Annotated in this window: 20 protein-coding genes; 8 read left to right on the top strand and 12 right to left on the bottom strand. The window is 64.9% G+C overall.

Going from position 1 to position 21041, the window contains the following annotated elements; all coding sequences use genetic code 11:
• Positions 1 to 484: 484 nt before the first annotated feature.
• Entirely contained in the window at positions 485 to 1660 is a 1176-nt protein-coding gene (locus GFY24_RS28765; protein ID WP_194853055.1) for a lipase family protein, read from the top strand.
• A gap of 47 nt (positions 1661 to 1707) precedes the next feature.
• On the opposite strand, the gene GFY24_RS28760 is transcribed toward GFY24_RS28765, so the two are convergent.
• The 3 genes from GFY24_RS28760 to GFY24_RS28750 all read right to left on the bottom strand — a co-directional run bounded on the left by GFY24_RS28760 (position 1708) and on the right by GFY24_RS28750 (position 5306).
• Entirely contained in the window at positions 1708 to 2343 is a 636-nt protein-coding gene (locus GFY24_RS28760) for an ammonium transporter (protein ID WP_153808252.1), read from the bottom strand.
• Positions 2344 to 2511: 168 nt separating this feature from the next.
• Positions 2512 to 3276 (bottom strand): energy-coupling factor transporter transmembrane protein EcfT, encoded by a 765-nt coding sequence (locus tag GFY24_RS28755; RefSeq protein WP_153808251.1) that lies wholly within the window; start codon positions 3274 to 3276, stop codon positions 2512 to 2514.
• On the bottom strand, positions 3273 to 5306 hold the full coding sequence (locus GFY24_RS28750) for an ABC transporter ATP-binding protein (protein ID WP_228566739.1): 2034 nt from the start codon (positions 5304 to 5306) through the stop codon (positions 3273 to 3275). The genes GFY24_RS28755 and GFY24_RS28750 overlap by 4 nt, the downstream gene beginning before the upstream one ends.
• A gap of 172 nt (positions 5307 to 5478) precedes the next feature.
• On the opposite strand from GFY24_RS28750, the gene GFY24_RS28745 reads away from it, so the two are divergent.
• Positions 5479 to 6393: a cation diffusion facilitator family transporter gene (locus GFY24_RS28745; RefSeq protein WP_153808249.1), complete on the top strand. Its 915-nt coding sequence runs from the start codon at positions 5479 to 5481 to the stop codon at positions 6391 to 6393.
• A gap of 6 nt (positions 6394 to 6399) precedes the next feature.
• On the opposite strand, the gene GFY24_RS41275 is transcribed toward GFY24_RS28745, so the two are convergent.
• Entirely contained in the window at positions 6400 to 6663 is a 264-nt protein-coding gene (locus GFY24_RS41275) for a hypothetical protein (RefSeq protein WP_194853061.1), read from the bottom strand.
• Here GFY24_RS41275 and GFY24_RS28740 point away from each other — a divergent pair, their 5' ends adjacent.
• Together GFY24_RS28740 and GFY24_RS28735 are read left to right on the top strand one after the other, a co-directional pair.
• A complete protein-coding gene (locus GFY24_RS28740) occupies positions 6664 to 7488 on the top strand; it encodes a DUF5919 domain-containing protein (RefSeq protein ID WP_228566733.1) in 825 nt (274 codons plus the stop codon). It begins immediately after the preceding gene.
• Complete coding sequence (locus tag GFY24_RS28735) at positions 7485 to 8288, top strand: inositol monophosphatase family protein (protein WP_153808247.1); 804 nt, start codon at positions 7485 to 7487, stop codon at positions 8286 to 8288. The genes GFY24_RS28740 and GFY24_RS28735 overlap by 4 nt, the downstream gene beginning before the upstream one ends.
• Here GFY24_RS28735 and GFY24_RS28730 read toward each other — a convergent pair.
• Positions 8285 to 9736 (bottom strand): NAD(P)/FAD-dependent oxidoreductase, encoded by a 1452-nt coding sequence (locus GFY24_RS28730; RefSeq protein ID WP_153808246.1) that lies wholly within the window; start codon positions 9734 to 9736, stop codon positions 8285 to 8287. The genes GFY24_RS28735 and GFY24_RS28730 overlap by 4 nt on opposite strands.
• Before the next feature lie 99 nt (positions 9737 to 9835).
• Positions 9836 to 10435 carry a Uma2 family endonuclease gene (locus GFY24_RS28725; protein ID WP_153808245.1) on the bottom strand — a complete coding sequence of 200 codons (600 nt, stop codon included), beginning with the start codon at positions 10433 to 10435 and terminating at the stop codon, positions 9836 to 9838.
• A gap of 121 nt (positions 10436 to 10556) precedes the next feature.
• On the opposite strand from GFY24_RS28725, the gene GFY24_RS28720 reads away from it, so the two are divergent.
• Positions 10557 to 11624: an AraC family transcriptional regulator gene (locus GFY24_RS28720; protein ID WP_153808244.1), complete on the top strand. Its 1068-nt coding sequence runs from the start codon at positions 10557 to 10559 to the stop codon at positions 11622 to 11624.
• On the opposite strand, the gene GFY24_RS28715 is transcribed toward GFY24_RS28720, so the two are convergent.
• The 4 genes from GFY24_RS28715 to GFY24_RS28700 all read right to left on the bottom strand — a co-directional run bounded on the left by GFY24_RS28715 (position 11605) and on the right by GFY24_RS28700 (position 15628).
• Complete coding sequence (locus GFY24_RS28715; protein ID WP_153808243.1) at positions 11605 to 12384, bottom strand: metallophosphoesterase; 780 nt, start codon at positions 12382 to 12384, stop codon at positions 11605 to 11607. The two genes, GFY24_RS28720 and GFY24_RS28715, sit on opposite strands and share 20 nt — an antisense overlap.
• A gap of 234 nt (positions 12385 to 12618) precedes the next feature.
• The gene (locus GFY24_RS28710) at positions 12619 to 13389 is read right to left on the bottom strand and encodes an RNA pseudouridine synthase (protein ID WP_309231453.1); all 771 of its coding nucleotides are present in this window, start codon (positions 13387 to 13389) and stop codon (positions 12619 to 12621) included.
• A gap of 17 nt (positions 13390 to 13406) precedes the next feature.
• Positions 13407 to 14762, bottom strand: coding sequence for a wax ester/triacylglycerol synthase family O-acyltransferase (locus GFY24_RS28705; RefSeq protein ID WP_153808241.1), 1356 nt, complete (start codon positions 14760 to 14762; stop codon positions 13407 to 13409).
• 113 nt (positions 14763 to 14875) lie between these two features.
• Positions 14876 to 15628 (bottom strand): hypothetical protein, encoded by a 753-nt coding sequence (locus GFY24_RS28700; RefSeq protein WP_153808240.1) that lies wholly within the window; start codon positions 15626 to 15628, stop codon positions 14876 to 14878.
• 151 nt (positions 15629 to 15779) lie between these two features.
• Between GFY24_RS28700 and GFY24_RS28695 the strand changes: the two genes are divergently transcribed.
• On the top strand, positions 15780 to 16631 hold the full coding sequence (locus tag GFY24_RS28695) for an LLM class flavin-dependent oxidoreductase (RefSeq protein ID WP_153808239.1): 852 nt from the start codon (positions 15780 to 15782) through the stop codon (positions 16629 to 16631).
• Between the two features lie 18 nt (positions 16632 to 16649).
• Here the strand turns inward: GFY24_RS28695 and GFY24_RS28690 are convergent, their stop codons facing one another.
• On the bottom strand, positions 16650 to 17048 hold the full coding sequence (locus GFY24_RS28690; RefSeq protein WP_153808238.1) for a hypothetical protein: 399 nt from the start codon (positions 17046 to 17048) through the stop codon (positions 16650 to 16652).
• 115 nt (positions 17049 to 17163) lie between these two features.
• Here GFY24_RS28690 and GFY24_RS28685 point away from each other — a divergent pair, with 115 nt between their 5' ends.
• Together GFY24_RS28685 and ctaD are read left to right on the top strand one after the other, a co-directional pair.
• Complete coding sequence (locus GFY24_RS28685) at positions 17164 to 18564, top strand: DUF1254 domain-containing protein (RefSeq protein ID WP_228566732.1); 1401 nt, start codon at positions 17164 to 17166, stop codon at positions 18562 to 18564.
• Between the two features lie 116 nt (positions 18565 to 18680).
• Positions 18681 to 20417 carry a cytochrome c oxidase subunit I gene (ctaD, locus tag GFY24_RS28680; protein WP_309231452.1) on the top strand — a complete coding sequence of 579 codons (1737 nt, stop codon included), beginning with the start codon at positions 18681 to 18683 and terminating at the stop codon, positions 20415 to 20417.
• A 129-nt stretch (positions 20418 to 20546) separates the two neighbouring features.
• Here ctaD and GFY24_RS28675 read toward each other — a convergent pair whose 3' ends face one another.
• Entirely contained in the window at positions 20547 to 20996 is a 450-nt protein-coding gene (locus GFY24_RS28675) for a MarR family winged helix-turn-helix transcriptional regulator (RefSeq protein ID WP_153808237.1), read from the bottom strand.
• Positions 20997 to 21041 lie beyond the last annotated feature (45 nt).

Genomic DNA, 21041 nt, shown 5'->3' with positions numbered 1-21041 from the left:
ACTGGCCCGCGAAAACAGATCCAGTCCGCCAATGCTGGACCTTTCTCATAGCGAGCCAGCTCCACCGCCCGTCGCCCCGCTGCCTCCCGTCGCCCCGCCGTCGCACATCGGTAGCGCTCTACGGGTTCCCGCCACCGGTTCAGTAGCGACCGGTCTGTTTGATTCGCCCGAATCCGCCGCGAGTCTCGCGCAACGCCGCGCTTACGCCACGCGGACGCCGTTGACCTGGTGGTATGCGCAGCAGTAACTTGGGGGGCCGATGCGCTGGAGATACCGGTCGGCGTGCTGTGCGAAATCCTCGGGAGCGTAGGTGATTCGACGCTGGAGGCGGGTTATGTGGTGCGATGACGCGGCCGAGTTCGGAGGATCCTCGCGAGCGAATACGATCCGAAGCCTACTGTCGAAGCGGTTCGGGCCGCAGCGCGGTCGAAGGTGGGCGAACCTGTTGTGGCGAGCCGGATCGGCCGGGCTCACAAGCGTTTTGGTGGCGGCGCTGATCATGCCGGGGGCGCGGGCCGAAGTGGAAGTGGTTCCGATCCCGGATGCGGATCCGTTCTACGCGGCCCCCGCCGACCTGGCGGCCAATGGCAATGGGGCGGTATTGAATTCGCGGCCGATCTCGATATTGGGCTTGGGACTGCCGGTGACCGGATGGCAATTGCAGTATCGGAGTACGGATTCGTCGGGCGCGGCGGTGGCCGATGTCGCCACCGTGATGACGCCGCCGATCCCCTGGCTGGGTGGGGGCGGGCGGCCGCTGCTGTCGTATCAGGTGGCGGAGGACAGTCTCGGGACCCGGTGCGCACCCTCGTTCGCGCTGCGCGGCGGGCGGGACTTCTCGATTGTCAATACGGCACTCGATATTCCGTTCCTGACCGCCATGCTGTTGCGCGGGTGGGCGGTGGTGGTCTCCGATTACGAGGGGCCGCAGTCCCGCTTCTTCGATGGCGTGAACTCGGGGCGCGGGGTGCTGGACGGCGTGCGAGCGGCCAAATCCTTTGCGCCGGTGGGGATTACCTCCGACAGTCCGATCGGGGCGTGGGGCTACTCCGGTGGCGCGTTCGCCACGCTGTGGGCCATGCAGCAGCGCGCGGATTACGCACCGGAGCTGTGGTTCTCGGGCGCGGCCGCGGGTGGTGTGCCCGCCGATATCGCGGCAATAGCCCGCAGGGTGGACGGTGGCATCCAGGCCGGGTTGGCGGTGCTCATGATCGTGACCTTCGCGCGTATCGATCCCGGATCGGGATTGGCGGAGGATCTGAACGATCGGGGCCGGGAGTTGCTGGTGCAGGAGTCCTCGGCCTGTGGCGCGGATCTGGTGCTGCGACATCTCAACCGGCATATGGACGAGTACTCCGATACGCCGAATCTACTGTGGCATCCGCAATTTCAGGCCGCCACCGAGCGGCAGGAATTGGGTGCGGTCGCCCCGGATGTGCCGCTGTACATGTATCACGGCAATGCCGACGACGTGATTCCCGTCGAGGGTTTCAGTGCCCTGGCGGATCGCTATTGCGCGCTGGGAGCGGATATTACGGTTTTGCACTCCGGCATTTCGGGCCATAATCCGGCAGCCGCGGTGGAATCCATCGGCGCGATGAATTTTCTCGGTGACCGTTTCGCCGGAATCCCGGCACCCGCCGGCTGTATCGCGGGTTGAAACCGGTTGGGGCGCACGCCGCGCGCCCCAACGGATTTCGTACCGGTTTACTTCTTCTCGTTGAATTTCGTGGTGCCGGGTGCCGCGGTGAGCGTGCCGACCAGATCCAGACCGGCGACGAGCAGTGCCGGACCGCCGACCACCAGGGTGCCGATAATGCCGCCGATCGCCGCACCGGCGATCACGCTGGCGACGACGCCGGGACCGGCGACAATGCCGGTGAGCCCGACCAGCGCGCCGAGGGCGGTACCGATGAAGGCGCCGATGGCGGTGGCGATACCGAACTGGCTGCTGAAGGTCTGCATGGCCAGCGAGTTCTCGGTGGGCGAGGCGATCGGCTGTACCTCGACCGGGCGGGCCGAGGAGACATCCTTGATCGCGGTGATATCGAGGGTGTGCGCGCTATCGGCCAGCATGGCCGGCATCGTGTACTCGACCCCGTCCTGCCGGAAAGTGAGCGGCAGGCTGACCACCGTATTACCGGCGGTGTCCTTGACATTCACCGACTTGCCGGACAGCTCGAACACACCATTGGTCAGGGTGGTGATCACATTGTTCCCGACCAGGTCGGCGGAGTAGCCGACCTCGGGAATGGCGGTATCGGCATGTGCCACACCGGAGCTCGCGATTGCGACGGCGGCAGCGATGGGCGCGGCGACTGCCGTGAATTGGCGCAACTTCATTGATTGTCCAATCTTCATCAGGTTTCGGGGCAACACACGCCCAACACAATCGATTCCCTGCCGAGCGGAAACGTGTTGAGCCCCCGTGCGTTTGCGCAACCCCACTGCTACCGACCACGGTAGCTCGCCCCACCGACAGGTCGAATCATTTATGACTCGAGTGTCGCCTCAGAAAAGCAGTTCGCTCGCAATGCCCATCGCGCACATGCCCGCCAGCGCAATGAGTGCCACAACGTCCGCCCGCCCCGGCGAGCCGGGTTGTGCGGTCAATTCGCCGGTGCCGCCGCGCGTGGTGATGGCCTCGCCGAGTTCACCGGCCCGGCGGCTGGAGACGGCCAGGCCGGCGGTGAGAATATCCACCAGGGGGTTCTGCGCGGCCTGATGCAGCAGCGAATCCTTGGGCCGCAGCTTGCGCGCGGCGCGCAGAATCCGCATCTCCTCCAGCAGCAGCGGTAGTCCGCGCAGGGTCAATGCGATCACCACAGCCCACTCGTCCACCGGGATGCGATGGCGGACGCCGTGCCTGGTCCAGCCGATATGCCGCAGTGGCGCACCGAGTTTCGCGAGTGCGGGGGCGACCTCGCCCATGGGGGTGGTCCAGGCGACCATGAAGCTCGCGCCCAGCAGCAGGAAGCCGAACAGCACGATCTGCGTGTAGCGCAGCAGCGCGTCCATGCCCACGGGCGCGTTGATGGCCCCGCCGATGAGAATGCCGATCCAGACCCACCAGGGGAAGCGCGGGAGGGTGCCCAGTGGTAGCCGGGCGATCAGTCCGATCACGATCAATACGACCGTGCCGATGCCCAGCAGCGTCCAGGACGGTGTGAACATGAGCAGGACGCTGAAGACGAAGACCCAGATCATCTTGGTGCCCGCCCAGAGTCGATGCACCGGGCTGTCGGTCGGTACCTCGCGCAGAATGACGCTGCTCATCGCCGCCCTCCGATCGGATCGTGTGCCGCGTGGGCGCCGGAATGGACTGGGGAAGAGTCGTTTTCGATGAGGTGACCGTCACGCAGGTGCACGATGCGATCGCAGACGGCGGCCGTATCGGCGACATCGTGCGAGATGATGATCAGGGTCAGGCCCGAATCCCGCAGTCGCGCAAGCAATTCCACCACACCCGCGCGGCCTTGCGGATCGAGTCCGGCGAGTGGTTCGTCGAGCACCACCACCTGTGGGCGGCTGGCCACGATGGCGGCCAGCACCACGCGCTTGGCCTGTCCGCCACTGAGGGATTCGATGGAGCGGGAGGCCAGTGCGCGATCCAGGCCGACGGCGTCCAGGGCGCGGGCGACGGCGGCGGTGCCGCGCCCGCCCCAATCCTCTATCTCCGCGCCGACGGTCTGGCGCTGTAATTGCAGCCGGGAATGCTGAAATGCCAACTGCACCGCGCCGATTCGCTTGTGCGAGGGTTTGGTGCCGGTGTATTCGCGTAGTTCGCAATCGCCGCCGCTGGGGATGGTGAGTCCGGTCATGATCCAGGCGAGGGTGGACTTGCCCGAGCCGTTGCCGCCCACGATCAGCAGCGCCTCACCGCGTCGCACGGACAGGTTGATGCCGTGCAGAGCCGGTGCCTCCCAAGGGGTTCCGCGATTGTAGGTGTGCCGGACGTCGCGCAGTTCGAGCACGGTGTCACCCATGGGCCGGCTGCGCTGGGCGCTGACGGGGCGTGGCCAGGCGGGCAGGTGGTCGACGGCTCGTCCGTTTCGCAGATGTACGACGCGATCGGCCGCGGCGGCATCGGCCTCGTGATGGGTCACCAGGACGACCGCCATCGGATGCCGGCGCGGTAGCTCCGCGAGCAGGGCGACGAGGTCGCGCCGTCCCTCCGGATCGATCATGGAGGTGGCTTCGTCGGCGAGCAGCAGGGTGGGTTTGCGCGCCAAAGCCGCTGCCACCGCGAGCCTTTGCTGTTGTCCGCCGGAGAGGGTGGCGGTTTCGCGCCGGCCCATGCCCGCGAGGCCGACCTCGCCGAGCAGCGCGTCGATATCGACCTCTGCGGCGAGGTCGGTGGGCAGGCCCCACACCACATCGTCGGCGACGAGTACGCCGAGGGTTTGGCTCTCGGGTCGTTGCAGCACCATCGCGGTGCCGCCGCTCACGCCGAGTCCGGCCGAACCTGGGCGGGTGACGGTGCCGCCGGTGGGTGGGCGGCCCGCGAGAATCCTGGTGAGCGTGGACTTTCCGGAGCCGTTGTGGCCGACCACCGCCACGAATTCACCGATCCGCACGGTGAGGTCGATGCCCTGCAGGGCATCGGTGTGGGTGTCCGGGTATCGGAAGGTGACCTGCCGCAAGGTAACCGGCAGCGGGGCGACCGGGCGGTCGTCGGCGGGCGCGTCCAGTAGATCATCGCGTCCGGGTAGCCAGGCGAGCCGATCCAGGACGGAGCCGAGTACGAACCATGAGACGACTCCGCTCACGACCATGGCCGCGATGATGCCGCCGCCGATCCAGGCCCACCACCAGTGCAGGACCGAATCGGTGTAACCGGCGATATTCCGGCCGAGCGGTTCCAATGCCGCTTGGCGCGCCGCCAGATCTTCCACGCCCTTGGCGAGGTTGCGGATACTGTCGAACAGCAGGTGACGGGTCCGGGAGAACAGCAGCAGCATTCCGACGGAGAACGATGCGAACACCAGTCCGGCCAGCGTGGAGAGTCCCAGCACCGCGGGGAGGCCGCCGTGCCGCCGCTTGACGATTCCGATGATCCCGCCGATCACCGCCACGCCGACCAAATTGGTCGCGGGGATCAGTCCGGCGGCGACGAAGGTCACCAGGGTTCCGGCGATGGTCGCCGTGACGATGGCGCGCAGTCGCTGCCGGTGTGCGAGCAGGCCGAGCGGTACCGCGGCCACCAATTGCAGTGCGGCGGCGAACGGCACCAGCGAGCCGACGGTCACGAGTCCGACGGTGGCGCCGCCCAGGACCGCGCCGGTGGCGAGCTCGATGGGCCGCAGCGGACCGTGCGGAAGTACGGACCCGTGCTGCCGGTCCGGCTTGGCGCGTCGAGTCTGGGACGAATCGGTCACGCACACCAGTCTGCCGTGTATTCGAGAGTGCCCAGGCAGACCTACGTCAGATCCACACAATTTCTGCATACATGCGCAACTACGCATATGTTGAGGCGCTATGGGGCATGATCATTCGCACGCTGTCGCACCCGAGAGCGCCTCGGGCAAATACCTGACCCGCCTGGTCCTCGCACTCGGTATTGCGCTGGTCTTCATGCTGGTGGAGTTCATAGTCGCCATCGCGACCTCCTCCCTGGCCCTGCTCTCCGATGCCGCCCACATGCTCACCGACGTGGTCGGCATCGCCATGGCCCTCTCGGCAATCCTGCTGGCCCGCCGCAGCCGCCCCACCTACACCCGCACCTTCGGCTACTACCGCGCCGAAGTCCTTGCCGCCCTGGCCAACGCCCTGCTCCTGTTCGCCGTGGCCATCTACGTCCTGTACGAGGCGATCAGTCGACTGAGCGAACCCCCGAAAGTCCCCGGCATCCCCGTCCTGGTGGTCGGTGCCCTCGGCCTCCTCGCCAATATCGTCTCCTTCCTCCTACTCCGCTCCGGAGCCCAGGAGAGCCTCAACGTCCGCGGCGCATACCTGGAAGTCTTCGCCGACCTCATCGGTTCGGTAGGCGTCCTACTCTCCGCCCTGATCACCATCACCACGGGTTGGCGCTACGCCGACATGATCATCGGCGTAGCCATAGGCATCTGGGTCCTCCCTCGCACCTACATCCTGGCCAAACGCTCCCTGCGAATCCTGTTCCAGCACAGCCCCGAAGACCTCGACGTAGCACAGGTGGCGTCCGCCCTCCAAGCAATCCCCGGCGTAGCCGATGTCCACGACCTCCACGTCTGGACCCTCACCTCCGGCATGGAAGTAGCCTCGGCCCACATCACAATGGCCCCCACCCACTCCACCGACCAAGTCCTCCAAGCCGCCCAGCAAGTCCTAGCCAACGATTTCCACATAGAACACGCCACCCTCCAAGTGGAAGGCAAAGACTCAGCCCGCCGCTGCACCGAATTATCTTGGTAGCCACCATCACCGACTCCGCATCTCATATGTAGCATCCGGCGGAATAATCCACCGCGCAAAGGTTTCCAGCGGCTCGACAGTGATCAGATCGACAACCTGAATCAGCGCAATTGGGGTACTACCATCGAAGTGGCCGAGGCTAGGAGTGACGACAGCCTCGGCACGCATCCTGGTGGCAATATCGGCCAACCGCTCAGCAGGTGACTCGGTAACGTCCGAGCGAGGGGCGATATGGCGACGGTATTGAGAGCGCTTCTGCAACAACGGCATTTGCAAACGGTCTCGTCGTTCAACCGCGAATACGACCGGCTGGCGCGCCACGTCGATCCTGAACTCGTGGGCTGTGGTCCGAAGAAGGCACAGTTCTATCGATGGCTCGCGGGTGATCTGAGCGGACTGCCATACCCGCATCACTGCCGAATCCTGCAGGCGATGTTCCCCGAATGGTCGATCGGCGAATTGTTCGATCAGCACTCCGAGCGGATTGGTGCACCGGCACACCGGATTTCGGGACCGGAGTCGCGGGCCGGCATCGACGCGGAGCAGCATCAGGTCGCGGGAGTCGAGGCCGTGTACCTGAGCAGGATGGACTTCCTCAGGGCGTTGCCCCCGCAGGAGCTGTTCCGGGATGTTCAGCGCATCGACATGGCCGGTCTCTCGCTGAACCTGCTGTGCCAGCAGTGTTCGGACACTGACATCCTCGCCCTCGTCCGTGCGGGCACGCATATCCGATGCCTGTTCCTGGATCCGGATGGCGTGCATATCCGTCACCGCGAGAGCGAGGAAGGACACGCCGCCGGTGTGCTGAGAAGTCTCACCGACCTCAATATTCGGACGCTGGCGGGGATCCGGGCGAGGCTGCCTGGCGAGGCGGCCGGGTCGATCTCCATTCGGATCTACGATGCACCGGTCAGATACAACATCACCCTGGTCGATTCGGGCATTTGTGTCGTGCAGCCGTACTTGCCTACCGCACGCGGTGTCGACTCACCGACTTTTGTGGCGCGAAGATCTGATCGGCGCGGGCTGTTCGACACTTTTGCGGAGGTCTTCGAGACCATGTGGATGAATGCTCAGGATGGGGTCAGCGGATGACGGATATGGTCGAGCTGCTGGGGGTCGCGCGGTCGGCAGTTGCTCAGGGGTGTGCGCTGTTGAGGACTTCGGAACCCGGGGTGGTGACGGCGAAGAGCGATCGTGACTTTGTCACCGAGCTCGACGTGAGCATTCAGGAGATCGTCCAGGAGTTCCTTGCGGATGCGACTCCCGAGATCGCATTCCGGGGAGAGGAAAATGGGCAGGACGCGGCGATAGGGGAGCGCGATCGGTATAGCTGGGTGTTGGATCCGATCGATGGGACCTCGAACTTCATTCATGGGTTGCCGCTGTGTGCGGTTTCGCTGGCGTTGGTCAGCGGCGATGGTGCGGTGTTAGGGGTGATCGGGGCGCCCTTCCTGGATCTCGAGTATTTCGCGTCCGCTGGTTCGGGGGCGTTCCGCAATGGGCGGCCGATTCGGGCGAGCGGTGCCGTATCCCTGTCCGGGGCGATCGTCTCGATCGGTGATTACGCCGTCGGGGCCGGGGCGGAGGTGAAGAACCGAAGCCGGATGGCCCTCACTTCGGCGTTGGCCGTGGAGGTCGAACGGGTGCGTATGTTCGGTTCTGCCGCAATGGATTTGGCCTGGGTGGCGGAGGGGCGAACCGATGCCTGTGTGCTGCTTTCGAACAAGCCGTGGGATATGGCCGCGGGTGTGCTCATCGCCAAGGAAAGCGGTGCTCTCGTCACGGACTCGAATGGTGACCCGCACAGCCTCGCCGCCGCGCATACGGTAGCGGCGGCTCCCGGCATCGGGGCCGAGCTGCTACATCTGATCAAAGACAGTGTTGGTGGCTAGTCGGTGGCGGTGAGGTTGTAGTCGTAGAGGTGGAGTTGGCGGGTGCGGCGGCGGTAGCTGTGGGTGGTGCCGGGCCAGTTGTTGGTTATGCGGCCGGATTTGGTGCGGTACCAGCTGGTGCAGAAGTTCCAGGGGGTGCGGGTCAGGCGGCGTTGGAGGGCGCTGTTGTAGGCGTATTCGTTGTCGGACTTCACTTCCAGAGTGTGGCCGGGGTTTTCGGCGAGGAGTTGGATTGCCTGGCGGATGTAGTGGGCTTGGGATTCGATCATGTAGATGATGGAGCCGACGCCCACGTTCGTATTCGGGCCGTAGATGAGGAACATGTTGGGGAAATCTGGGACCGTCATGCCGAGGAAGGCGTGGGCGCCTTCGGACCAGACATCGGAGAGGTTGCGGGCGTGCCGGCCTCGAATCTTCATGGGCCATAAGAACTCTGTGCCTTTGAAGCCGGTGCCGTAGATGATTACGTCGGCAGCGTGGACGAACCCATCCGCGGTGCGGATGCCCTCGGGGACGATTTCGCTGATGGCGGTCGTCTCCACGTGCACATTGGGTTGGGTCAGCGCGGGGTAGTAGTCGTTCGAGAAGAGGCCGCGTTTGCAGCCGATCGGGTAGTCGGGGGTCAGTTCGGCCAGGAGTTCGGGGTCGGTGACCTGGTCTTCGAGGTGTTTCTGTGCGATTCGAGATACCCCGCGCACGATACCGGGGAACTCGACCAGACCCAGCGCTACGAATTCGGCCAGGACCCACCAGTAAAAGCGTTCCGCCACAGGCAATCCCGGCACATGCAGCAGCACCCGCTGATGCACCGGCTTGTAGTCGGTGTCGTATTTGGGCAGCACCCAGGCCGCCGTCCGCTGAAACAGCGTCAATTCGGCCACATCCGGTTGAATCTCGGGAATGTATTGAATGGCACTGGCCCCGGTTCCTATGCAGGCCACCCGTTTTCCCGCCAGCTTCACCTCGTGATCCCACTGCGCGGAGTGGAATGAGCTCCCCTCGAAGCTCCCGATCCCCGGAATGTCCGGCATGGCGGGCCGCGACAACTGCCCCACCGCCGACACGAGCACATCCGCGGTCCGCGCACCCCCGTCGGCGGTCCGCACCGTCCACTGCCCCGTGCCCTCATCGAACTCGGCCTCGGTCACCTCGGCCCCGAACACGATCGACTCCAACAGCCCATGCCGCTCTGCCACCCCGCGCACATAAGCGAGAATGTCATCCCGCCTCGAATACCGTTGCCGCCATTTGGGTTTCGGCTCCCGCGAGAATGAATACAACGGCGAAGGCACATCACAAGCCGCCCCCGGATACGTATTCTCCCGCCAAACCCCACCCAAATCCCCGGCCCGCTCCAGAATGGTCACCTCCCGAAACCCATTCCGTTGCAGCTCCAAGGCCATCCCCAGCCCCCCGAACCCCGCACCGATCACAATCACCGAAGGCATAAGCCCTCCTCAATCGAAGACACCTACCACTCTAGGAGCCCCTCCCGCGCCGCGTAGCGGACTCGATTGGGAATTCCGGCCGACATCGGCAGCCTGGAGTCATGCCTGATGTAGTGCTTCGAACGTAACCGCCAACGTCACAGGCATATCGAGCACCAGTCCGATCCTGTGCACCTTGTGCGGCATATATCGCGTCCCCGACCAGTCGAGCCGAAACTCCTCGATCCGGTCGATCGATTCCCAGCTTTTGTCGAAGTGCACGATCAGGTACACGGGAATCCCCGCGCGCGCGTAGATCAGAGGTTTGATCGAAACATCGGCGTCCGCTGTCGCCTTCGATACCACCTCTGCAAGGAGCAGAATGTGATCCCGCACGGTATTCACGTCATAGGGTTCGCAGTCCCGCATAGAAATATCCGGATACCGAACGTTCAGTCGCCGATCCGCCTGCCGATGCTCCGCATCCGGAAACCGCACCGCCACATCGGATCCCACCCGCAGGCATGGTCCAGCCGGATCTCTCGCATCCTCCAGGGCGGCCGCCAACCGTCGAACCACCCGGCTGTGCGCATCGCTCTGCGCCATCATTCGAATGATCAGGCCATCCTCGATCTCGACGTCACCGAACGCATCGGGTTCGCTCTGCAGGAACTCCTCGGCAGTCAGGCGCCCCTCGTCCCCGGTGTGCGTCGCGGTCATCGTGTAACTCCTCCCGAGGGTGTATCGAGTGATGTGAGCCTACCGTTGCCGAACGTCCTGACCACCGTTCTCCAATGCGCTTGGGGGTGGTTCGATCGAGAATTTCGGCCATAATTTGGGGATGAGCACGGTGACGGAGGCGGGGGTCAAGGATTGGGATTTTCCGCGGGGGGTGGCGAGTGTGGCCCTGATGGTGGGGTTTGCGGGGGAGCAGGGGGTGGGGGTGGGGCGGATGTTGCAGGGGAGTGGGCTGAGCGAGAAGGCGCTTGGGGATCCTGATGCGCAGATTGATGCGCATACCGAACTGGCGGTTATTCGGAATTTGGTGCGGGAGCTGGGGGATCGGCCCACTTTGGGATTGGAGGTGGGGCGGCGGTATCGGATTACCACGTTCGGGATTTTCGGGTTCGCCTGTGTCAGCTCGCCCACGCTCGGTGAGGCCATCGCTTTCGCGCTGCGGTATCTCGAACTGAGTTTCACGTTCTGTATTCCGGTGGCGCGGTGGCAGCCGGGGGAGTTCGTGGCCCGGATTCACGATGAGCGGGTGCCGGCGGATGTGCGGCGGTTTCTGGTGGAGCGGGATGTGACCGCCATGCATCAGATGCTCTGCGATCTGCTGGGGCATCGGGTGGAGCTGGTGCGGGCGGAATTCGATTATCCGGCACCCGCGGATACCACGCCGTATGTCGAAACCTATGGACTGCTACCGGGTTTCGATCGACCGCACAATCTGTTCTCGATGGATCCGGCGGTATTGGAGCGCCCGCTGCCGCAGGCCAATGAGCACACCCTGGCCATGTGCCTGGCGCAATGCCGGGATTTGGTGTCCCGCAGGCGGGCTCGAACCGGAATCGCGGCGGATGTGCGCGAGCTGCTGGTGCCGCGCGGCGGCGTGGACGGATTCGCCGCACCACCCGGAATCGATGCGGTGGCAAGGGATCTCAATATGAGTACCCGGACGCTCAGAAGGCATTTGGATACCGCGGGCACCAGCTACCGGCAGCTGCTGGATGAGGTGCGGCGCGCGCTGGCGGAGGAAATGCTCACCGCCACACCGCTTTCGGTGAGCGATGTGGCGATCCGGCTCGGCTACGCGGAGGCGTCCACTTTCATCCACGCGTTCAAAAGGTGGACGGGCACAACGCCTTCCGCGTATCGCAGGGATGGGGTCAGTCGAGCGGTTCGCTGAGCCAGCCGCCCATGGCGATGGGCCGGAACATGGTCAGCAGTCGCCCGTCCGCAATGGAGTGGAACAGTAGCGACGGGTCCGGTGCGAAGTCGATGGGCACGTGTCCCGGTGCGATCACTTCCCATTCGCAGCCGATGGTGGAGGAGACGCTGGGTGCGACGATCAACGGCTTACCCGCGAATGTGGTGATCAGTCCGGCATGCACATGCCCGGTGAGCACACCCAGAATGCGGTCGTCCCCGGCGACGATCTCGGCCAGCCGCTCCGGATTGGTGAGCCGGATGGGATCGCAGACCGTGCTCTGCACCGGCACCGGCGGGTGATGCATGGCGATCAGTATGTGTTCGTCGGCGGGCGCGGCGGCGAGCAGCTCGGTCAGGAAGTCGAAGGTGGCATCGTCCAGCAGCCCCTCGGGCTTACCGGGAATGCTCGAGTCGAGCAGCGCGAGGGTGACCCCGTCCACGCTGTGCGACTGATTGATCGGCGCATAACCGGCCTCCTCACCGAACAGCACGGTGCGCATATGACCGCGATCATCGTGATTGCCGGGCAGCAGAATCACCGGTACATCGGCGACCAGCGCCGCGCGTGCCTGCTGGTACTCCTCGATATCGCCCTCGTCCGCGATATCGCCGGTCACGATAATGACGTCGGGCCGCTGCGGCAGCTCGGCCAGAAAGGCCATCACCCGTTCGGCGCGTTCATTGTTCCGGGCGCCCATATTGAAGTGGGTGTCACTGAGCTGAGCCAGCAGAACCATCGGCGTTCGCTTTCTGTCAAGGGCAGCACCATTGCGCCCGCAGCGCCGCAGTGACGCGGCACTTATTCAGGCTAGATGGGCAGCCACTACGCGGTCTCGGTGAGACTCGCCACCGAATATAGCGATCTCGCATCAGTGTCTAATTTGCCCTACGCTGCGCTCCGGGCGGGTTCGCGGCCCCGAAGTCCCGTTTCTTCCCTCCCTCCGCTCCTCCGCTGCGCTCCCCCGCTCCACTCAGTCCAGAAACGGGACGGCCGCGAACTTTGATAGCTCGTCTGGATCGAATGTTACGGGCGTCTCTCCGAATTGCCAGAAGTCCACGCCCGGATCGGCTTTCAGCTCCAGTCGCGGGGGAGTGCGCCAGGCGGCGTCCAAGCCCAGTCGCCACGAATGCAGGTAGGTCCGGTCGTGTGTTCCGGACCTGTCGAACAGCGGATCGCCGACAATGGCGTGCCCGATCCACGCCAGATGTACGCGTATCTGATGCCGCCGTCCGGTGATCGGCCGTAGCGCGAGCACGGTGTGCGTATCGGTGGCTGCCACGGTCGCGAACTCGGTGATCGAGGGATAGTTCTTGCCCGCCAGCACATCTGACGCCTCCACCAGCCAGGTGTCCCCGTCCCGCCGAATGCTCTCGCGCGGCGCGGCGATTCGCACCCGGTTCTTGCGCCCCACGCTCAATGGCAGGTCGATGACCCCGCGCGCGGGCAATCCGGCGGATTCCACCACCGCCAGATACGCCTTGGCGGCGGTCCGCTTGTTGAACTGCCGCGTCAATTCCCCATGCGCGGGCAGCTCTTTGGCGAGCAGTACGAGTCCGGAGGTCACCTTGTCGATGCGGTGTACCGGATACAGCGTCTCCCCGGCCGCCGCGGCGAGCTCCACGATATCGGTGTCGTGGCGCTCCCCGGTGACGGAGATCCCGGCGGGTTTGTTCAGCGCGAGGATGTTCTCGTCCTCATCGATCAAGCACTGTTTCCGCAGTTCCGGCCACGAGGTATCCACCGTGCCCAGAGTAGAGATCAGGTGAGTGCCCGCTCCAACTCGGCCAGTCCGGCCTCCATGTGCTCGGGTATCCGTTCCAGGTCGGGCACGGTGCGGCGGCAGCCGACGAACCCGAAATCGAGATTGTCGCCATTGGTGGTGAGCGTGATGTTCATGGCCTGCGATTCGAACGGAATCGACAGCGGATAGTTGCTGTCCAATCGCGCACCCTGCATATAGACGGGTTTGCGCGGTCCGGGCACATTCGAGATGACCAGATTGAACGGCATCCGCGGCAGCGCTTCGAACCCGGGCAGCAGCGAAAGCCCGAACGGTGTCATGAGTAGCGCCGACAATGCCATGGCCTCCAGCTTCGGCAGCTGGGTGAAGACCTTTTTGGCCTCGCGCATGGAGGTGCTGATGATGTTCAGCCGTTCGACCGGATCCTCCAGATGCGTAGCCAGATTCGCCAGGCAGGCGGCGATCAGATTGCCGTCGGAGGCATCGGCATCGGCGGTGCTGCGAATATTCACCGGCACCATGGCGATCAGCGGTTCGGCGGGCAGCCCGTCGTGTTCGATCAGATATGACCGCAGCGCGGCGGAGCTCATGGCCAGCACCACGTCATTGACGGTGGCTCCGGTGGCGAGCCGAATCGTGTTGATGCGCTCCAGCGGCCAGGATCGGACGGCGATCCGGCGCGCCCCGCCGATGGACACATTGAACATGGTGCGCGGCGCGGTCATCGGCAGGGTGAGTCGCCCGTCGATGGCTCCGCGCAGCGGCGCGGCGATATAGGTGGTGCTTTTGATCATGCGCGGCAACGCTTTTCGCAGTTGCGACAGAGAACTCTCGGGTTCGACGGCGTCCTTGACGACCGGGGCGGTGCCCCACGGCACCCGCATGCGCGTGTCGAAGGGATCGTCGGTGAGGGTGCGCTGCAGTAGTCGCATGGCGGAGACGCCGTCGATGAGCGCGTGATGCATTTTGATGTAGACGGCGAATCGTCCGTCGTCCAGGCCCTCGATGACCCGCGCCTCCCAGAGTGGGCGATGCCGGTCGAGCAGAGTGCCGTGTAGTCGTTCGGTGAGGTCGATGAGATCGCCCATGCCGCCGGGGGTGGGCAGGGCGCTGCGCCGCAGGTGGTAGCCGAGGTCGACCTTGTCGGCGTGCGACCAGGTCAGACTGGAGAAGCCGCCGAACCTGCGGCTGGGCCGACGGCGGAAGCGGGTGCGCACCTCGGTGGTGCCGGCCATGGCCGTGTAGATGTCGTGCAGAAATTCGGGCCCGGCATCGGCGGGCGGCTCGAACAGTTGCAGGCCGCCCACATGCATGGGGTGTTCGCGGGATTCGATGGCAAGGAAGACAGCGTCGATCGGGTTCAAAAGGTCCATCGGTTTCGCCTAACCGGTGGGGCAGCGTTCATGGAAAGAAGCACGCACGGACTGCCCTGGGGAGTGACGGTCGGCGACGCTGCCCCCCGCTGCGTTGATGGGCAGTTACGTTATCACTGTGCTTGATTCGTTATAACCCGAACTTCGGAACGCAAACTACCGGTACCGTAGCTGGTTATTTGCTTACGCGCCAGATCCGCCGCCGAAGCAAAATGCATGCCGACCACTGTGCGCCGCCCGTGCGCGAAGGGATGCACGCGGTGCAGGGTGGTATCGGTGCGCATCAGGTAGAGGTCGCCCGCCTGTAGCTCATGCGAGTGAATCGGGTTGCGCGTCAGGGTGCGATACACCTCGGATTGGAAGCGGGAACGCGTGGTGTGCGCGACGGTCTGCACGAAACCGCCGTCCTCCAGCGGTGGGCACTCGACCACCAGCACCAGCGCGAAAGTGTAATCGTCCCAATGCCATCGGCCCGCGACATCGTCGTGATGCCGGCGCCGCACCGTGAATCGGCGTGGCGCCGGGCAGGGCAGTACATGCTGGGAAGCGACCTCGGTGAGCTTGTGCCGCAAGGGCTTACAGTCGTACAGCTGTGGAATGCATTGGCTGCGTGCGACCACTTCGCGCGAGTCGATATCGACGGTATGCCGTCCCGGTGCCTCCTGCCCCGGCCCCTCCCAGTCCAGGTGGTGGTCGACCAGGGCCAGCGCCTCGGCGGCCAGCGTGCGTTTGACGCGATGCGGCAGCAGGAATCCCAGGCGCGCTATTCCGGTCTCCGCCAACCGGTCTCGCGCATGACGCAGGGCCGTGGGGTCCACCGCGCTCAAGTGTTTCCGGGCGGCGTCCACGGTGCTGTGGTGCTGCACCTGTTCGATTGTAATTCGTTGCCCGCCAACGAATATGGAATCGGATCGCCGATAGATCACGATCGGGTGGCGGTCCGTGATCTGAGCGACGCGCCGCAGCGACGGGGTGTCCGAGCGGGGGTGGGCGGACCGGAGTAGCTTTGCATTCGCTATGGCTGACTACGGGCATGAGCTGAGGTTCGGGATTTTCGTTCCGCCCGAGGCGGCGCGCGGGCAGGCGCTGCTGCGGCTGATTCGCCGCGCGGACGAGTCGGGACTGGAAGTGCTGGCGGTGCAGGACCATCCGTATCAGCCCGCGTTCCTGGACACCTGGACGCTGCTCTCCTATGCCGCCGCCATCACCCGCAAGCTCACCCTCATGCCCGCCGTGGCGAATCTGCCGTTGCGCCCGCCCGCGGTGCTGGCCCGTAGTGCCGCCAGCCTGGATCTGCTCAGCGGCGGTCGGCTGGAGCTCGGCCTGGGCGCGGGTGCGTTCTGGGATGCCATCGAGGCCATGGGTGGCCCGCGCCGCACACCCAAGCAGGCGCTCACGGCATTGCGGGAGGCGGTCGGGGTCATTCGTGCGCTCTGGGGTGCGGAGAACCGCCCGTTCCTGGACGGCGAGTTCTACTCCCTGTATGGCGCGAAACCCGGTCCGGCGCAAGCACATCGGATCGGCATCTGGTTCGGCGTATACGGCCCGCGCGCGCTGCGACTGACCGGCGAATTGGCGGACGGCTGGCTCGGCAGTTTCTCCTACGCCCCGCCCGATGTCCTGCCCGGCCTGATGACCGCCGTCGATACCGGCGCTCGCGAGGCGGGCCGCGTTCCCGCGCTCATCCGCCGCGCCTATGTCATGGATCCGTCCATGCCGGTGGCTCAGCTCACCGATGTGGCCCTCGCGCACGGCATCAGCGAATTCCTGCTCCCGGTCAACCCCGACGGTGAAAGGGAGACACGGCATTTCGCCGAGGAGACCGTCCCCGCGGTCCGCGCCGCCGTGGCAACGGCCCGCGTCGCCTGAGGCACTTCGGCGGTCCGGCTATTGGCCGAAGAATCCGCTGTTCAGGATCTGGCGGAGCGGGGAGAGCGCGCCGTCGTAGGTGACGCGGTCGGAGCGGACCGTATGCAGTGAGCTGTCACCGCGTTTGGGGTCCTCGCAGATGACGCGAATGTGCTTGCCATTGGGGCGGAGTGGGCCGAGGGTGAGGTCGGCGGTGCCGCTCTTGTCGACCACGCTCCAGGGTCCGGCGAGGTTCTTCCCGGCGATCTGGCAGCGATTGCCGGCTTTCTCGCCGGTGACGTGCGCGGTGACGGCGGTGCGGCCCTGGATGACGGCCTTGGGTTCGCTATTGGCGGTGGCGGCGCCGGCGGCGAGCAGCGTGCCGAGGGTGCCGATCACGACGGCGGTGGTGACGCGGTGGCGGAGCGATCGAGACATGGTCCCGATAGTGAAGCGCGTCCCGTGAGCTTTCTGTGAATTCTCGGGGTGAATTGGCGATGAATTTCGCGCCAAAACCCGTTTCACCCGGTCCGTTTGGTACGTTTTGTTGATCATGGACCGCGCCATCAGCCGTCGCGCCATGCTCGGTTTGGTCACCGCCGCCGGGCTCTCCATTGCGGCCTGTAACCGTTCCAGGGATTCTTCCGGTAGATCCACCACGTCGACAGTATCGAACACCGATGCCGTGGCAATCGCGACCGACGCATACATTTTCGGATATCCCTTGGTCCTCATGCACGCGACTGCGGATTCCAATGGTCCGGTGAACCGTTTCCGGCATACCCAGGCGACGCCGACCGCCGCCGATCACATCGTGCCCGGCCTCAACGTGGACACGCTCTATTCGTCCGCCTGGCTGGATCTGTCCGCCGATGCCCTGGTGCTGCAGGTGCCGGCCATCAATCCGGGCCGCTTCTGGGGCATGCAGTTGCTGGACGCCTGGTCCAATACCGTGCACGACCCGAGCAGTATGCGGCCCGGTGACGGCCGAGAACCACCGTTCACCTACCTGATCAGTGGCCCGGACTGGAAGGGCACGGTGCCCGACGGCATCGAACACCTCACGATGCCCACCAAAACCGCGTGGCTGCTCGGCCGTATCCAAGTGGACGGTGCCGCCGGTATACCCGCTGTACTTGCCATTCAGGCGGAATTGCGGCTGGCTCCGCTGACCGCGTGGCGGGCGGATCCGGGAGCGCCCACCCCCGGTTTGCCGGCTTTGCTGGGTGGTCACGGTCCGGTCCCCGTTCAGGATGTGGCGGCGCTCGACGGTCGCCGATTCTTCGATCGGCTCTGCGAATTGATGGCGGTGGACGCGCCGGCGCCGGACGACGCCCCGGCGCTGAAACGGTTCGCCAAGATCGGGATCGGGCCCGGCGGCAGTGTCGACGCGGTGCGGATGGCCGATCTGGACGCGGCCGCCGCGGCCGGCCGCAAGATCATCGCCGGGTATACCGACCCGGGTGCGCGCATCGAGAACGGCTGGGACTTCCTCGACAATCTGGGCACCTACGGCACCAATTATCGGTTGCGGGCCGCCGCCGCCATGGCCGGGATGGGCGCGAATGTGCGCCGGGACGCGCTGTATCCGACGATCGGGGCCGTCGCGGACAGCAATGGCGAACCGCGTTCGTTCCGGCTGCATTTCGAGCGCGGTCAGCTGCCGCCGGTGGATGCCTTCTGGTCCTTGACCGCGTATGACGCCGATGGATTTCTGGTGCATAACCCCGCTGACATCTACTCCATCGGTCATCAGCTGCCCCCGGTCCCCGGTCCGGATGGTTCCTTCGAGATCGTCCTCCAGAACGCCGACCCGGGACCGGCTGTGCCACATGGTAATTGGCTGCCCATCCCGCTGTCGGGCCGGTTTTCACTGACCCTGCGGTTGTACGCGCCGCGCCCCGAGGCCCTGGACGGCAGGTGGAAGCCGCCCGAACTCAAACCGGTGTCCTGACTGTCCGGCCGGAGTGTTCTCTGCCAGAATCGAATTGCTGTGAGTACGCTGACGCCGTTCATCGTGGGTTCCGGAGCCGATAGGACCAGCTGCGGACCGACCTCGAGGAGGATGTGGTGACTGCCGTAACTCCCAAACCGGAGGCGGGGTTGACGGCCGAGCGGCCCTATCCGCCACGGCTGGGACCCAAGGGTTCTTTCCTCTACAAGGCGGTGACGACGACCGACCCCAAGGTGCTCGGCGTCATGTATCTGTTCACCGCGATCTCGTTCTTCCTCATCGGCGGTCTGCTGGCGCTGCTGATGCGCGCCGAGCTGGCGCGGCCGGGCATGCAGTTCCTGTCGCCGGAACAGTTCAATCAGCTGTTCACCATGCACGGCACGATCATGCTGCTGTTCTATGCCACGGCGATCGTCTTCGGTTTCGCGAATGTGGTTCTGCCGCTGCAGATCGGCGCGCCCGATGTGGCGTTCCCGCGATTGAACGCCTTCAGTTACTGGCTGTATCTGTTCGGCGGCACCATGGCCACCGCGGGCTTCGTGACCCCCGGTGGCGCGGCCGACTTCGGCTGGACCGCCTACAGTCCGCTCACCGATATGGTGCATGCTCCCGGCGTCGGCGCCGATCTGTGGATTCTGGGCTTGGCCGTTTCGGGTCTGGGCACCATCCTCGGCGCCGTCAATATGATCACCACGGTCGTCTGTATGCGCTGCCCCGGTATGACCATGTTCCGGATGCCCGTCTTCACCTGGAACATCATGGTCACCAGCGTGCTCATTCTGCTGGCCTTTCCGATCCTGACCGCCGCGCTGTTCGCCATCGCCTACGACCGGCATCTCGGCGGGCACATCTACGATTCGGCCGTCGGCGGCACCCTGCTGTATCAGCATCTGTTCTGGTATTTCGGGCATCCCGAGGTGTACATCATCGCGCTGCCGTTCTTCGGCATCGTCACCGAGATCTATCCGGTGTTCTCGCGCAAGCCGATCTTCGGTTACACCACACTGGTTTACGCGACCCTGGCGATCGCGGCACTGTCCATCGCGGTGTGGGCGCATCACATGTACGCCACCGGTGCGGTGCTGCTGCCGTACTTCTCGTTCATGACGTTCTTGATCGCCGTTCCCACCGGCGTGAAGTTCTTCAACTGGATCGGCACCATGTGGAAGGGGCAGTTGACCTTCGAGACGCCGATGCTGTGGTCGATCGGCTTCCTGGTGACGTTCCTCTTCGGTGGTCTGTCGGGTGTCATCCTGGCGAGCCCGCCGCTCGACTTCCATGTCTCGGACACGTATTTCGTTGTCGCGCACTTCCATTACGTGCTGTTCGGCACCATCGTGTTCGCGACCTTCGCGGGTATCTACTTCTGGTTTCCGAAGATCACCGGCCGCATGATGGACGAGCGCCTGGGCAAGTGGCACTTCTGGACGACTCTCGTCGGCTTCCACGCCACGTTCCTGGTGCAGCACTGGCTGGGTAACGAGGGCATGCCGCGCCGGTACGCCGACTATCTGGAGACCGACGGATTCACCACGCTGAACACCATTTCCACGATCGGCTCATTTATTCTCGGCGCGTCGATGCTGCCGTTCGTGTGGAACGTCTTCAAGAGCTTCCGCTACGGCGAGGTGGTGACCGTGGACGATCCGTGGGGCTACGGCAACTCCCTGGAGTGGGCGACCTCCTGCCCGCCGCCGCGGCACAACTTCTACGAGCTGCCCCGGGTCCGCTCCGAGCGTCCCGCGTTCGAGCTGCACTACCCGCACATGGTCGACCGTATGCGCGCCGAGGCGCATGTGGGCTGGGGTTCCAAGTCGCACCAGCTGGCCGAGGAGTCGAAGGTCTCCGGATAAATTTCAGGATTGACATACGAATCCCCTTCAGCCGCATCTGATCTCCGCTACCGGATTCAGGCTGAAGGGGATTTCTCATGCTCGCGCCGCGATCTCGGCCGCGTGACGGTTCGGGTCCGCTGAGGCGAATTACGGTCGCGGCCAGGGTCTTCCGTCGATGCGCTCGATATCGGTATTGAGCCGTTCCAGATATTCCGCGAAGGTGGCGACGTCGGCGGCCGACCAGGTCGACATAACCCGTTGCAGCCCTTCGGTATTGGCCGCGCGTTCGGCTTCGAGGCCGCGTTCGCCGGCGGCGGTGATGCGGAATTTGCGGGCGATACCGCCGTCCGGATCCGGGATGCGTTCCACCACGCCGGTGCGCAGCAAGGCGGCGGTCTGCCGGTTGAGGGTGGAGGTGTCCAGGCCGAAGGCGTCCGTGAGCTGGCCGATCGTCATGGGGCCCTGCACACTCAGGCGGCTCAGCAGCACGTAGGCGCTGCGGTCCATGCGGGTGCCGTCGCGCCGGTAGCGCGCGTTGATGGTGTATCGGCCGAGCAGCATGGTTTCGAATTCGACCCGGTCCGTGGGCTTTTCCATGCCGTCCTTCCGTCGCGACTCGGTGAATCTGTCTACCACAGGTGA

It is taken from the genome of Nocardia sp. SYP-A9097 (assembly GCF_009649815.1).
Taxonomy (GTDB): Bacteria; Actinomycetota; Actinomycetes; order Mycobacteriales; family Mycobacteriaceae; genus Nocardia.
This window is presented reverse-complemented; position numbering and strand designations above follow the sequence as displayed.

Bases quoted from the DNA above. Each gene is read 5' to 3' on its own strand.
- GFY24_RS28760 (WP_153808252.1), bottom strand. From the start codon at position 2,343: ATGAAGTTGCGCCAATTCACGGCAGTCGCCGCGCCCATCGCTGCCGCC.
- GFY24_RS28755 (WP_153808251.1), bottom strand. From the start codon at position 3,276: ATGAGCAGCGTCATTCTGCGCGAGGTACCGACCGACAGCCCGGTGCAT.
- GFY24_RS28745 (WP_153808249.1), top strand. From the start codon at position 5,479: ATGGGGCATGATCATTCGCACGCTGTCGCACCCGAGAGCGCCTCGGGC.
- GFY24_RS41275 (WP_194853061.1), bottom strand. From the start codon at position 6,663: ATGCCGTTGTTGCAGAAGCGCTCTCAATACCGTCGCCATATCGCCCCT.
- GFY24_RS28735 (WP_153808247.1), top strand. From the start codon at position 7,485: ATGACGGATATGGTCGAGCTGCTGGGGGTCGCGCGGTCGGCAGTTGCT.
- GFY24_RS28730 (WP_153808246.1), bottom strand. From the start codon at position 9,736: ATGCCTTCGGTGATTGTGATCGGTGCGGGGTTCGGGGGGCTGGGGATG.
- GFY24_RS28725 (WP_153808245.1), bottom strand. From the start codon at position 10,435: ATGACCGCGACGCACACCGGGGACGAGGGGCGCCTGACTGCCGAGGAG.
- GFY24_RS28720 (WP_153808244.1), top strand. From the start codon at position 10,557: ATGAGCACGGTGACGGAGGCGGGGGTCAAGGATTGGGATTTTCCGCGG.
- GFY24_RS28715 (WP_153808243.1), bottom strand. From the start codon at position 12,384: ATGGTTCTGCTGGCTCAGCTCAGTGACACCCACTTCAATATGGGCGCC.
- GFY24_RS28705 (WP_153808241.1), bottom strand. From the start codon at position 14,762: ATGGACCTTTTGAACCCGATCGACGCTGTCTTCCTTGCCATCGAATCC.
- GFY24_RS28695 (WP_153808239.1), top strand. From the start codon at position 15,780: ATGGCTGACTACGGGCATGAGCTGAGGTTCGGGATTTTCGTTCCGCCC.
- GFY24_RS28690 (WP_153808238.1), bottom strand. From the start codon at position 17,048: ATGTCTCGATCGCTCCGCCACCGCGTCACCACCGCCGTCGTGATCGGC.
- GFY24_RS28685 (WP_228566732.1), top strand. From the start codon at position 17,164: ATGGACCGCGCCATCAGCCGTCGCGCCATGCTCGGTTTGGTCACCGCC.
- GFY24_RS28675 (WP_153808237.1), bottom strand. From the start codon at position 20,996: ATGGAAAAGCCCACGGACCGGGTCGAATTCGAAACCATGCTGCTCGGC.